Source organism: Bacillus timonensis (assembly GCF_000285535.1).
Taxonomy (GTDB): Bacteria; Bacillota; Bacilli; order Bacillales; family Bacillaceae_L; genus Ferdinandcohnia; species Ferdinandcohnia timonensis.
Genome location: NZ_HE610985.1, coordinates 1,108,677 through 1,122,195 on the forward strand (window position 1 = coordinate 1,108,677; position 13,519 = coordinate 1,122,195).

General features: G+C 37.0%; 11 protein-coding genes and 3 pseudogenes. 5 read left to right on the forward strand and 9 right to left on the reverse strand.

All coding sequences use genetic code 11. The annotated features are described in order from the left end of the window. A pseudogene (locus BTHG_RS27620) lies at positions 1 to 315 on the forward strand (hypothetical protein); the annotation flags it as partial. Between the two features lie 41 nt (positions 316 to 356). On the opposite strand, the pseudogene BTHG_RS24315 reads toward BTHG_RS27620, so the two are convergent. Continuing rightward, positions 357 to 1,205 (reverse strand): annotated as a pseudogene (locus tag BTHG_RS24315) (patatin-like phospholipase family protein). 390 nt (positions 1,206 to 1,595) lie between these two features. Between BTHG_RS24315 and BTHG_RS05790 the strand changes: the two are divergent. After that, the gene (locus tag BTHG_RS05790) at positions 1,596 to 1,778 is read left to right on the forward strand and encodes a YkvS family protein (RefSeq protein WP_010283236.1); all 183 of its coding nucleotides are present in this window, start codon (positions 1,596 to 1,598) and stop codon (positions 1,776 to 1,778) included. A 43-nt stretch (positions 1,779 to 1,821) separates the two neighbouring features. Here BTHG_RS05790 and rarD read toward each other — a convergent pair whose 3' ends face one another. Both rarD and BTHG_RS27285 read right to left on the reverse strand, forming a co-directional pair. Beyond that, the gene (gene rarD, locus BTHG_RS05795; protein WP_010283237.1) at positions 1,822 to 2,763 is read right to left on the reverse strand and encodes an EamA family transporter RarD; all 942 of its coding nucleotides are present in this window, start codon (positions 2,761 to 2,763) and stop codon (positions 1,822 to 1,824) included. A gap of 576 nt (positions 2,764 to 3,339) precedes the next feature. Further along, on the reverse strand, positions 3,340 to 3,465 hold the full coding sequence (locus tag BTHG_RS27285) for a DUF6254 family protein (protein WP_010283238.1): 126 nt from the start codon (positions 3,463 to 3,465) through the stop codon (positions 3,340 to 3,342). Positions 3,466 to 3,778: 313 nt separating this feature from the next. Between BTHG_RS27285 and BTHG_RS05805 the strand changes: the two genes are divergently transcribed. Next, positions 3,779 to 4,378: a CPBP family intramembrane glutamic endopeptidase gene (locus tag BTHG_RS05805; protein ID WP_010283239.1), complete on the forward strand. Its 600-nt coding sequence runs from the start codon at positions 3,779 to 3,781 to the stop codon at positions 4,376 to 4,378. Between the two features lie 183 nt (positions 4,379 to 4,561). Here BTHG_RS05805 and BTHG_RS05810 read toward each other — a convergent pair whose 3' ends face one another. After that, positions 4,562 to 5,593: a YkvI family membrane protein gene (locus BTHG_RS05810; RefSeq protein WP_010283240.1), complete on the reverse strand. Its 1,032-nt coding sequence runs from the start codon at positions 5,591 to 5,593 to the stop codon at positions 4,562 to 4,564. A 233-nt stretch (positions 5,594 to 5,826) separates the two neighbouring features. Between BTHG_RS05810 and BTHG_RS05815 the strand changes: the two genes are divergently transcribed. Next, positions 5,827 to 7,962 (forward strand): ATP-dependent Clp protease ATP-binding subunit, encoded by a 2,136-nt coding sequence (locus BTHG_RS05815; RefSeq protein ID WP_010283241.1) that lies wholly within the window; start codon positions 5,827 to 5,829, stop codon positions 7,960 to 7,962. 36 nt (positions 7,963 to 7,998) lie between these two features. Here the strand turns inward: BTHG_RS05815 and BTHG_RS24320 are convergent. The 3 genes and pseudogenes from BTHG_RS24320 to BTHG_RS05830 all read right to left on the reverse strand — a co-directional run bounded on the left by BTHG_RS24320 (position 7,999) and on the right by BTHG_RS05830 (position 10,383). After that, positions 7,999 to 8,978 (reverse strand): annotated as a pseudogene (locus tag BTHG_RS24320) (DMT family transporter). A 14-nt stretch (positions 8,979 to 8,992) separates the two neighbouring features. Continuing rightward, a complete protein-coding gene (locus BTHG_RS05825) occupies positions 8,993 to 9,457 on the reverse strand; it encodes a GNAT family N-acetyltransferase (RefSeq protein ID WP_010283244.1) in 465 nt (154 codons plus the stop codon). A 53-nt stretch (positions 9,458 to 9,510) separates the two neighbouring features. Next, positions 9,511 to 10,383, reverse strand: coding sequence for a GNAT family N-acetyltransferase (locus BTHG_RS05830; protein ID WP_010283245.1), 873 nt, complete (start codon positions 10,381 to 10,383; stop codon positions 9,511 to 9,513). Positions 10,384 to 10,543: 160 nt separating this feature from the next. Between BTHG_RS05830 and BTHG_RS05835 the strand changes: the two genes are divergently transcribed. Next, on the forward strand, positions 10,544 to 10,843 hold the full coding sequence (locus BTHG_RS05835; protein WP_010283246.1) for a hypothetical protein: 300 nt from the start codon (positions 10,544 to 10,546) through the stop codon (positions 10,841 to 10,843). A 42-nt stretch (positions 10,844 to 10,885) separates the two neighbouring features. Here the strand turns inward: BTHG_RS05835 and map are convergent, their stop codons facing one another. After that, a complete protein-coding gene (gene map, locus BTHG_RS05840; protein ID WP_010283247.1) occupies positions 10,886 to 11,638 on the reverse strand; it encodes a type I methionyl aminopeptidase in 753 nt (250 codons plus the stop codon). 117 nt (positions 11,639 to 11,755) lie between these two features. Next, entirely contained in the window at positions 11,756 to 13,450 is a 1,695-nt protein-coding gene (locus tag BTHG_RS05845; protein ID WP_010283248.1) for a M3 family oligoendopeptidase, read from the reverse strand. Positions 13,451 to 13,519: the final 69 nt, after the last annotated feature.

The window sequence follows — 13,519 nt, forward strand, 5'->3', positions numbered from 1 at the left end:
GTTCCTGGTGCTGGACCTATGATGGGCGGGTTTAACCCTCAAGTTCCTGGTGCTGGACCTATGATGGGTGGGTTTAACCCTCAAGGACCTGGTGCTGGACCTATGATGGGTGGGTTTAACCCTCAAGGATTTGGTGCTGGACCTATGATGGGTGGGTTTAACCCTCAAGGACCTGGTGCTGGACCTATGATGGGTGGCTTCAACCCTCAAGGACCTAGTAATCCTGGAATGATGGCACCTCCAATGATGGGCCCACATGGACCTGGTTGCACATGTGGACAATATCAAGGCCCAATGGGTGGATTTGGAAGATAAACTAAAATGAAGGTGTCTCCCTGGGGCACCTTTTTTGCTGATTACACTGATAACCACTTTTGAAATTTATCAAACTGCGTACTTGCATCCTTTAGCCCAAGTTCATATAGTTTGGTTAGTTTTACAGGATCCCGTTCAACTCTACCAACCTCAAGTGGTTCGGTTGGGCTAAACACAAAAATCCTTCCCTCTTTTTCTTCCTGTTCTATATAAGCAATTGTTTCATTATAACGCTTATATCTTGTTTCCATCGCTTTTACGAGATTAGGATATTGTTTATAAGAACGTCTGACAACCCATGTCATATTTGACTTCTTTTTAAATAACCTCTATTGCGAGTCAAAATCACAACATTTTTTGATTGCCATCCTGCTGTGCTTTTACTAATGGAATCGGATCAGTGATGCCTCCGTCCAATAACTTTTTCCTTTAAATTCAATGATTGGTGCAACAAATGGCAATGAACTTGATGCACGGATAATCTTAAGCATGTCATTTCCATAATCGTCTTTTTTAAAATATACCGGTTGTCCTGATTCACAATCAGTTGTTCCCACCACGAATTCCTCTTTTGATTGATAAAAAGATTCATAATCATATGGCACATGTTTATTCGGAATCTCATCAAAAATAAAATCCATCCCAAATAACTGCTTATTTCTCAAAAAATTCCGGAATGACAAATAGTTTGGGTGATTGACAAAGTCAATATTCACCGTTCGGTTTCTTCCCATCTGTCTTGATAGATATGACGCTGCCATACAAGCTCCAGCAGATACGCCAATGACATATGGAAAATATATATTTTGTTCCATAAAATATTCAAGAATGCCTGCAGTATAAACCCCACGCATTCCTCCACCTTCTAAAACTAAACCTACGTCTTTCATTTTTCTAACTCTCCTTTATCAAATGCGCCTTGGCGTATTACGCCCGATTTCATTAGAGTTATTCGTAAAATTTCGGTTGAAAATCGTGGCTTTCGCCGAAGGCATTACTTTAATTCAGCCGGGTATTTAACAACTGTAAAATCTACATACATTCATAATACTACTGATAGATGTGGGTCTACTGAATAAGAGTAATAAGCTTATTTATTAAATATAAAAAAATTTTAAGAGATTGTCACATTTTTTTCCATATTTTTAATAAAATATCTATGAAAACGCTTTACTTAATTACAAAAGTAAGGCAAAATATAAAAAAAAAGTTTTTTTTGTAAATCAAAGCACTTTATGAAGGGTATCGACGATTCATAGAATGCTAGGGAGGGTAACATTATGAAAATTGCAGAAATTGGCGACATTATTGAGTTCAAAGAAGGACTTAAAGGGATCGTGGAAAAAGTAAATGAAAACTCAGTTATAGTTGATTTAACATATATGGACAATTATAGAGATCTAGATTTAGAGAGTCGTACTGTCGTAAATCATAAAAATTATAAGATTGTCACAACAATCTAATGGAAAGGGAGCAGATCATCAAACGATCGCTCCCTTTCGCCTTTTACGCACCTAATGATTTATCTTTTGTGAATTTCGGTTGAATTGATGTTAAAAATTTTGATTTTGAGAAGGAGTAGATGAGCAAGGATGTCCAAATACATAAAAATGTAATGAAGTGAACCTTTGTGAAATGCTCATGATACAGAAATACTCCTAATAGTAGGCTTATTGTTGGTGCAATGTATTGTAAAATCCCAACTACTGATAATGGAATTCTGTTTGCTCCAGCAGCAAACCAAAGTAAAGGTAATGCTGTGGCAATTCCAGCCCCCATCAATAATAATTTCACATCAAAAGTTGCACCAGTAAAGGAATCGACTCCACCTTTATAAAGAAATGCCAAATAAATGAGTGCAATTGGTGTAACCACCATTGTTTCCATCGCTAGACCAATTAAGGAATCAAGCTTTGCAAGCTTCTTCGTTAATCCATAAAAACCAAAGCTTAATGCGAGTGTAAAAGCAACCCATGGGAAGCTTCCGTATTGAATGGTCAAAATAAGAACACCGATACCAGCTAACACAAATGAGATTCCTTGCCAAAACAAAAGTCGTTCCTTAAGAACGATGATTCCTAAAAGAACACTCACTAATGGGTTGATGTAGTACCCAAGACTCGTATCAATAATATGATTTGAATTGACCGCCCAAATAAACGTCACCCAGTTGATGGTAATGAGAATAGATGAAGCAATAATGCCGATTAGCTTGGTCTTGCTTTTAACGATTTCCTTAAGTGTCGTCGCTAGTTGTTTCCCTTTCCTAGAAATAAGAATAATACCTAGCACAAAAACGAGCGACCAAACAATCCGATGAGCTAGAATCTCCATTGCTGGGATAGTGTCAATCAATTTCCAATAAAGAGGCAATATTCCCCATGCAATATAAGCCATTACCGTAAACAGAACCCCAATTTTATATTCTTTCATGTCTTCTTGCCCCATAATGTTCCTTCTTTCCAAATTCAATTTACATGATTTGTTAGGTAGTCATTTGTTAATTATATTTCGGTTCCCGATATTTCTCAATGAAAATGAATTGGAATTTTGAGGTTTTATAGAAGTTTGAATGCCCCGCATTTTCGAGAATTTTGTATCATCCACTGAAAACACTGGATGGACAATACTATGTCCCTTTGCACAAGATTAAAAAAGCATCAAATTTTACCAAAACAGTCTTCAGAAAAAACTATACTGTTATCCCACGTTTATGACGTGGCTTTTGTAAATAACTAGAAACTGTATATAAATTATTATTATGGTATGACATTTGGATAACTGTGGAAAATGTATACCAATAAACTTCCTTTATACCAACATTATTGAAAAAAATTAGAAGGACCTCGCCATTAAACCGTGTTTACGCCTCCGCTTTTGTAAGAATATGGAAACCACTACCCTTTACTAGAAAAACCCACCTTTAAACCACTCATATGTCTGATTAATTATAGAAAATTCTAAAAACCAACACCACAAAAAAACGCCCACACCCAAAAACTGAGTGTGCGCGCCGCTTTCTCTTTATTCTTTTGTATCCTTCCCTGCTTCTTCAGCCAGTTGTTCAAAGGATTTTACTTTACCATGTGGGTTTTGTGATTGTTTTCTAACTGTCCATTGGCGTTCTTGTTGACGTTTTGATTGTGTCATGTAGAATCTCTCCTTACCTTATCAATTACGCCTCGACGTAATTATATCCAGATTTTGAATTACGCTTGCGCAATTTACTCCCTTCAAAATCTGTGATTTCCGCCGGAGGCTTTAACTTTATTCAGCCAAGGTGTGACCCAACGCAATTGAAATCTCAGTAGCATGTGTCCACCACTAAAAAAGTTAAGGGGCTTTTACTGAATAAAGTTAAATCATCATCATTAGGATAAATCACCGACGGTTATTTATTCTAAAAAAATTTCGTTCATGTTAAAATAACTACGACATATTTTAAGTAAAGAGGAACAACAACATGCATAAACCTTTTTATCTTTTATTGCTATTGGTACATATTTTATTAGCGACGAGTTTCCTTTCCAGCATTCCTTTTTGGGTTATTTTTTCAATATCCTTTTTCCTTTTATCTTTAGCCGCAATCCGTTTCGGTACCTTTGATTATAAAAAAATCTCAGTATCAAAACTGTTCATCGCTATCTTTTTCGGTATCTTAATGTATGGCCTCTTCTTTATTGGAAAACTGGGCTCCTCATTACTTTTTCCAAACATGCTAGATGAAGTGGCTGATTTATATATGAAAATTCAACCACAGCTAGTTTGGCATTTTGTTGCACTATTTCTCATCATCATTCCGGGTGAAGAACTATTTTGGAGAGGCTATATTCAGAAGAATATTGAGGCAAAATTCGAAAACAAGCTAGTCGTAATTGTCATATCCTCTCTTTTCTATACGTCTGCCAACTTTTATACCTTCAACCCGCTTTTCTTGCTTGCGACATTTGCAGGTGGAGTCGTTTGGGGAACATTATATATGTGGAAACGAAATATTTATTTAACAATCCTTTCCCATCTTGTCTTCAATTTATTTATGCTGGTGCTTTTCCCATTATTTTAAAAAAGGGTGCTTAGCACATAAAGAAACGTAAAAAAAGGAGAGCGATGGATGGTAAATATACCTTCTTCGACCTCCTAGCTGATATCTTATTCACTTTGCCTGAAATTATTATTTTTCCTTTCCATTTCGAGTTCTTATCTATTTCAGTAGAGGACTCTTCAGACACCTCTTTGATTTCCTGAATTAGCGTTTCATCGGTCTTGCCAATAGAACTAATAAAATCAAACTCATGTATCCAAACAATGGATATAAAAATGAAATCAATGAACCATAACCTAATTGACTAATTACATATGCGATTGAAAGAATTCCAATCACAATTATGATTGAAGGTAGTTTAATGATTGTTTTTAATTGACGTTCTATTCCAAATAAGTTTCCAATCACTGATGTAAAAATTTCTCCATAAATCACGAGGATATATAACCAATAAAAGGAAGCCATGAAATTTTTCATCACTTCAGCCATCGGGATTTCAAATACTTCTACATTTGGTAAAGCCGACAACGAAATATTACTAGTTACTAAGATGAGACATAGTGCACCGCCGCCGAGCAATCCACCCCACCTTAATGTTCTTTCATGATTTATTTCCTTTGCTAGTGGTACTAAAACTGGCATTGCCATTGTTAAATTAAATGCTGCATATAAAAACGGTGAAATCATCCATTTTAGACTTGGTGACTCGGATTGAGGCATACCAACAAGAATTGATGCATCTGTAAAAAGGACTTCTACTGCTAACACAACACTAAAGAAAATCATAATCGGTACAACAAACATATTTACACCAAACAAACCTTTGATTCCATATGTCAGTACAACAATCGAAAGTATACAAGTTAAGAAGATTCCAAGCTGATAGGATAATCCCAATTGTTCATGAAAAACGGCACCTGCACCTGAAAGCATAACGGATGTTACCCCAACCAACACAAGAAGCATTAGTGCATTCACAAAAAGTGCGATTTTTCTTCCAAATAAGTATTCGTTAAATTCTTTATATGAATTTGCTTGAATCCGGTTTGCAATAATCATGATTCTTGTACCCAACCATATAAAAAGAAAACCGCTGATCCCGATTCCGAACAAGCCAAATACTCCATATTGGGTAAAAAACTCAACTATTTCACGACCTGTTGCAAAGCCCGCTCCAACGATTGTTCCAACGTATACAGCACCAATTTGGAATGCTGCCCCCCAATTTTCTCGCACAAATAGCCACCTCATTATGTCTCTGTTACTTGATATATATGTACAAGTTTTAAAAATAAGACGAGCTATTCACTTGGAATCCCCGGAAAAAATTTCTAGGACTTTTCACTTGAAAGTCAAAGATAGTCAAAGTATAATGTAGACATAAGGTCAAAGATGGTCAAACATCACATCGACCTATTTTAATGATTCATTGGTCAAAGATAGTCAAAATTCAAGGAGGTAGTTGTTTTATGATTTGTCAAGCATGTAAGAAAAATGAAGCAACTGTTCAGTTGCACGTACAAGTGAACAATGATAAGCGACAAATTCAGCTTTGCAGTGAGTGTTATGCAAAGGAGAAGAACAACATGAAGATACCTTCAGGAATGTACGGTTTCCCTAATTTTACATTTGATGATTTATTTAAAGGTGGTGCCTTTGGTCAACAAATGGGAATAAATCAACAACAAACACAACCAAAACACGGTGGAAATGGCGGAGGTCTTCTTGATCATTTCGGTCGAAACCTTACTCAATTGGCAAAGGCTGGACTTATCGACCCAGTAGTCGGCCGTGACGAAGAAATCCAACGTGTCACTGAAATTCTAAACCGCCGTAATAAAAATAACCCTGTTCTAATTGGGGAGCCGGGTGTAGGTAAAACTGCAATTGCAGAAGGGTTAGCCCTACAAATTGCTGAAGGAAAAGCACCAAGTAAACTTGCAAATAAACAAGTTTATCTTCTTGATGTCGCTTCACTCGTTGCAAACACTGGTATTCGTGGTCAATTTGAAGAAAGAATGAAGCAATTGATTGCGGAGCTTCAAAAACATAAAAATATTATTCTTTTTATCGATGAAATTCACCTTATAGTTGGTGCTGGCTCAGCAGAAGGTTCAATGGATGCAGGTAATATATTAAAACCAGCTCTTGCTCGTGGTGAACTTCAAGTTGTCGGTGCAACCACACTTAAGGAATATCGTCAAATTGAAAAAGACGCTGCATTAGAGCGTCGTTTCCAACCTGTCATTGTGGATGAACCAACGGTTGATGAGGCCATTCAGATTCTTGAGGGAATTAAAGGAAAATATGAAGATTTCCATGGTGTAAAATATACAGATGAAGCGATTCAAGCTTGTGTAACATTATCACATCGTTATATTCAAGACCGATTTTTACCAGACAAAGCAATTGACTTGCTTGATGAAGCTGGTTCAAAAATGAACCTACTATCTGGTGGAAATAATCCAAAGGATATTGAAGAAGAGCTTGCAAAAATTGCCGCTGAAAAAGAAAAAGCTGCTGGAGAAGAAAACTACGAATTAGCAGCGAAATTAAGACATCAAGAAATTCTTCTTGAAAAGCAATTAAATAACCCAGAAACCAAAGAAGAACACGTTATTGATGTTGCGAATATCCAACAAATTATCGAAAAGAAAACAGGTATTCCTGTTGGTAAGCTACAAGAAAATGAACAACAAAAAATGAAGCATCTTGCTGAGAACCTTGCGAAAAAGGTAATTGGTCAAGAAGAAGCCGTTACGAAAGTTGCAAAAGCAGTTCGTCGTAGTCGTGCAGGTTTAAAAGCCAAAACTCGACCAATCGGTTCCTTCCTCTTTGTTGGGCCAACTGGTGTCGGAAAAACAGAATTAACGAAGACACTTGCTGAAGAATTATTCGGTTCGAAGGATGCCATGATTCGACTCGACATGAGTGAGTACATGGAGAAACACTCTGTCTCTAAAATTATCGGTTCACCTCCGGGATATGTTGGTCATGAGGAAGCTGGTCAACTTACTGAAAAAGTTCGTCGGAACCCTTATAGCATCATCCTTTTGGATGAAATTGAAAAGGCACATCCTGACGTTCAGCATATGTTCCTGCAAATTTTAGAGGATGGTCGTTTAACAGACAGCCAAGGTCGTACAGTAAGCTTCAAGGATACAGTGATTATCATGACAAGTAATGCCGGTGTCGGCGGACCTAAGAAAATCACAGTTGGTTTCGAAAAGGCAGAAACCGATGCCTACAAAGAATCATCTATCCTTGATTCACTAGGTTCCTTCTTCAAACCAGAATTCTTAAACAGATTTGATGCCATTATTGAATTTAAACAACTTGAAAAAGAACATCTACTACAAATTGTCGATCTAATGTTACATGATCTTGAAACAACTCTTAAAGAACAAGAAGTAACCATCAAAGTTGATGATGAAGCGAAACAAAAACTAGCTGAACTTGGCTACCACCCAGCATTTGGTGCACGTCCATTACGTCGTGTCATCCAAGAACAGCTTGAGGATCAGATTACAGATGTTCTTTTAGAAAGTGAAAATCAAACAAGCTTACATGTAACAGTTGTAGATAATAAAATTGTTGTAAAATAATTACAAAAATGCAGAGCCATTTTGCTCTGCATTTTTTCATATCGATTTTGTATCCAATTCCTTTACCTTGATTGGTGTCTTTCGATTTGAGAACATACTGTGCAGGATCATTCCTCCTGCTATCATCAAAAGTCCAATGATGGAATGCATCGATGGTAAAGGCGCACTTAACAGAAGGACCTCACCAATAATTACAAAGATAATCTCGGTTGCTTGGGTGGCTTCTACGGCTGCGAGCTTATTTTGATCATGCTTTACAAGCTCAGTCGCAAAAAAGAAAAGCACGGTTGCAACAATCCCAGAAGAAATCCCGACAAGAAAGGATTGAAATACCTGTTCCTTACTTGGCATCCCCGTAGTCACACCTCCGATTCCAGCAATAATCAACCAAAACGGTGTCGATGCAAGTGTCATTCCAAGAACACGCTGAAACGTATCAAAATTATTTTTGCAATGCTCCATCATTTTTCTATTCCCTAATGGATACGCAAAAGCGGCAACTATTACTGGAAGTATCCCGACAAGCAGCATCTCCATTCCAATGCCTCCATCCGCTTCCTGTAGCTGGATCAAGATAATTCCAATAAAAATAAAACTAGAAAAAAGGAGCCCTTTTACAGGGATTTTTTCACGTACCTTTTGTACACTATTTTCCGTTTCCACTGCTTTATAAAAAAAGGAACTACCAATAGACCAGCGATTATAACAAATTGCCATGTTCCGGCAACTAACCAGCCTGGGCCTGATGAGGCTGCAAAAGTAAGCGGCGCATAAAATAATCCAAACCCAATCGTACTCCACAGCATCCATTTTGTCGTATTTATTTTTAGCTCATGAAGAAGTTGCCTCATATTTCTTCTTATGAGAACAATCCCTATTAAAAATGGCAGCATAAAAAAATACCGCAATGAAGAACTCCAAAGCCAGCTACCACCAGAAAGCTCCATCGATCGGTTTAGAATAAACGTAACAGCAAAAAAAAGGGATGAGATAATTCCAATAAAAATTGCTTTCATTTACTTACTCCCTTCTAGACCTTGAAACAATAAACATCTTCATCGACAAATCCTTTAATAATTTCACCTGTTTTCGTAAATCCTGCTTTTGTATATACATGTATAGCAGCCTTGTTTGTTGGGATAACCGACAAGTAAATCTCATCACAATAGGGCAATGTCCGTACCATTTCAACAATAATTTCCTTCACAGCAGCGGTTCCATACCCTTTTCCTTGATATTTATAATCAATCATGATTCGACATAATTCAAAACGATTTCGCTCATTTTCAAGTCCGTACATCGTAAAACCAATTAACTGCATACCATCATAAATTGCCTTTGTTACCCAATCTGGTTGAACTTTAGCCTGGGCAAGCGAAAAAACATTTGAAGCAATCCATTTCTCGAACAAAGCAAACTCTTTATCCTCTGATTTCAAGCGAATGACATCATGTAAATTTTCCATCGTGACATCACGTAAAATGATTCTCTTCATTTACCCTCCCCCAGAATAAAGGTTAAAACGATTAATCGAAAAATTCTAATAACTCATTTCACCATAAAGACTTGCTTTGCTTTCACTTTAAATCCTTCTTTTTCTAGTAAATCCCGGACAATTTTATTCGACATTGACAAATTTGCTGCAGTTCTTACGACATGAAAATCCGTTGGGACATATACCATACGTAACAGATTCCTTACAATGTCTTCTTTCCTATTATTCGATGGCTCGGACTCGCATTGCAGTAGAATAATAGATTGAAGGTTACCTTCCTCATTGAACAGCCTTTTAAAGATTGCATATCCAACAATAGCTTTGTTATCATCCAATGCCAAGATTGATTCACCGTCACGAGCATTGTTCCATTGAGTTTGCCAGGGTACTAACGCTTTATAGAACGGGACCTTTGACGCGTCGATTGGTAGTCCTTTTTTAAAGGCATACTGACCGTTTTCTAATAAAAATGCATCCTTCGATAATCCGTCCATATTCTGTAAATGCACCAACTCATCTACCGTTTTATAGCCGAATTTTTCATATAAGGCAATCGCCCTCACATTTTCTTTAACAGCTTCAAGTGTTGCAACTTCTACATTTTCTTCTTCATAGATTGCTAGCACAGCTTCAATTAGCTTCTTACTAACACCTTTGCCGCGGTATTCAGGGTCAACCCCTGTACCTCCATTCCAAGAAATCTTTTTTCCGTTAATTAGACGAATACCGTTTAAAATAATCCCGATTGGTCGTTCCTTATCATAGGCAATGACTGAAAGACTTGGAGAAAGCCCTTCCAAAATCATTCTCCTTGTAAAAAGATCGACCGTCATCGTCATATCAAAATAGTAACCCTCAAATCCTTTATTCCATGCAACTACCGCATCTTCAAGATTACATTGGGACAACCGTTTTATTGTAATCATTTTCTCCTCTACTCCTCTTCCTAATGATGTAATATAGTTGATTTATTTAATCATATTTTTAGAATGCCCACAAGTAATTTTTGGAAAAATTTATATAGTTGATATCTTTCCAGAGCATTAACCAAGATTTTGCCTCATATACATTAATGAGGTGGAAAACATGTCCGTTATTCCAAGGATTTTCTTACTTATGTCCTTTTTCTTATTCATTTTGAACGCTTCATCTGCAGGGTTTATTTTGTTCAACGTGAGGTTTGGTCCTTTATTTGGGTATGGTTTCTTTATTTTTGTTAGTTTGGTGGGAGCAGTTTTTGCTTCAATTGCAGAGGAGCCTAGTTCGACGAAGAAGTTTTATTGTAGATACTGTTTATACGGAAATTTACTTGTCGTATTTTTTCCACTCTATTTTCATTGGGTTGCCAATTCCTTTATTCCAACATTACTTGAAACATTTCTTTAACAAAAAAAGTGCCACATTAGTCTATGTGACACTTTTTTGTTATTACGCGTCTTGATCAGTTAAAATAAGTGGTCCATCTTGTGTGATGGCTAATGTATGCTCATATTGTGCAGACAGGCTGCCATCAATTGTACGTGCTGTCCAACCATTTTTGTCCATGGTTGACTGCCATTTTCCGACATTAACCATTGGTTCAATTGTGAAAACCATACCTTCTTTTAAACGCAATCCCTTATTTGGGAGACCGTAGTGTAAAACCTGTGGTTCTTCGTGCATTGTTGGTCCAATCCCATGTCCGATAAAATCACGCACAACTGAAAAACCTTCTCCTTCTGTGTAGGACTGGATTGCGTGACCAATGTCTCCCAGACGATTCCCGATTACAGCTTGCTCAATCCCCTTATACATTGCTGTTTTTGTAACATCAAGAAGCTTCGCCGCTTTTGGAGAGATTTCCCCCACACCATATGACCATGCAGAGTCAGCAAGTGCGCCACCGAGGTTTACAACCATATCAATCGTTACGATATCACCATTTTTTAATGGTTCTTTTCTAGGGAAGCCGTGGCAGATTTCATCGTTAATTGATGCACATGTTGCATATTTATAGCCCTTGTAACCTTTTTGTTCAGGCGTAGCACCATTCTTCTTAATAAAATCTTCCGCAAAGTTGTCAATTTCTAGGCTTGTAATTCCTGGCTGAATCATTTTGCGAATTTCCTTATGGCAGGCTGCCAAAATTTGTCCCGCTTCGCGCATTAATTCAATTTCTCTTTTTGTCTTTAAATGAATCATGAAAACACCCTCAATTTCAATTTGATGTTTTTATTATATCCTTTATCAACGTTTTTTGCATAAACTAACATTTAATTTGAAAATTTAAAAAAGACTGTGGTTTCCCACAGCCTTTTTTTACAGTTGCTTGTCGTCGATACTATTAAGCCATGCCTCAATTTCACCAACTACAGACTCGACTGTTCCTTCTTCAAATGGAGAAAGTAGGTTTGCGACCTTCACAAGCTCGATGAATGGCTTGCTTCCACCTTGTTTACAAAGATGAACATAGTCTGCCCAAGCTTGGTCATGGTTTTCTCTTGATTTTTTCCAGAATTGGAACGCACAAATTTGAGCAAGTGTATAGTCAATATAATAGAAAGCAGTTGTGTAAATATGGCTTTGACGCTGCCAGAATCCACCTTGCTCTAAAAATTCATTGCCATCATAATCACGAAGTGGCATATATTTTTTCTCGATTTCTCTCCATGCTTTGTTGCGCTCAGCAGGAGTACATTGTGGATTTTCATAGACAAAATGTTGGAATTCATCGACTGCAACACCATATGGCAAGAATAATAGTGCTTCACTTAAATGAGAAAACTTATATTTGTCTGTATCTTCTTTGAAGAATAATTCCATCCAAGGCCATGTAAAGAATTCCATACTCATTGAATGAATTTCAGCAGCTTCATACGTTGGCCAGTTGTATTCAGGAACCTCATAATGTCTACTTGAATACACTTGGAATGCGTGCCCTGCCTCATGTGTTAACACATCTATATCCCCAGAAGTTCCATTGAAATTCGAGAAAATAAATGGTGCTTGGTAATCACTAATATACGTACAATAACCACCACCAGCTTTCCCTTTTTTTGCAACAAGGTCCATTAAATTCGTATCAATCATATATTGGAAGAATTCTTTTGTTTCTTCAGACAGCTCTTCATACATCTTCTTTCCATTTTCGATGATCCACTCTGGCCCACCCTTTGGTACTGGATTTCCAGATTTAAAGCTGAATGACTCATCATAATATTTTAAGCTATCTAGTCCTATACGTTCTGCTTGGCGCTCACGAAGCTTCACTGCTAGTGGAACAATATGTTCCTTAACTTGCTTTCTAAAGTTTGCAACCATTTCTGCATTATAATCCGTTCTTGATAATCTTACATAGGCAAGCTCAACGAAGTTTTTATAGCCTAACTTATGGGCTATACGTGTCCGTACTTTTACAAGTTGATCATAAATTTCATCAAATTTTTCTTGATGCTCCTTGAAAAATGCGAAACGAACTTCATTTGCCTTTTTCCGCATTTCACGATCCTTTGATTCAGTAAATGGTTGTATCTGCGCTAAAGTCCGTTCTTCCCCTTCAAACATAATCTTGGCTGAGGCAACAAGCTTCGTATATTCTGATGAAAGTTTGTTTTCCAATTGTAGGTCCTCAACAACCTCAGGCGTAAACGTTTTAATTTGTGTTTCTGCAAAATCAAACAGTTGTTTTCCCCATTTATTTTCTAATTCAGTGCGAAATTTAGAAGCAACAAGTGCTTCATAGTACTTTGTAATTAAGCCTTGTACAAGTGGCTGTATTTCATCAAGATAATCCTGTTCCTGTTTGTAGAATTCATCATTCGTATCCACTGTATGTCTGATATAGCAAATGTTAAAAGCTGTTTCAACGGTTCGTTGTATTGAAATGATTTCTTTCATTGCTTCATCTTGTTCAACGGGATTTGTTGCGTTTTTAAATTTTTCAAGCGCTACATCAAATGTTTTCTCTACCTGGTCCATGTTAGGACGTTCATACTGGAAATCGTTAAAATTCATAGAAGTTCCCCCTTTTCCATCTTAGGATAGAATATGTATACCTTTTCATTGTAAACTACTACTACATAA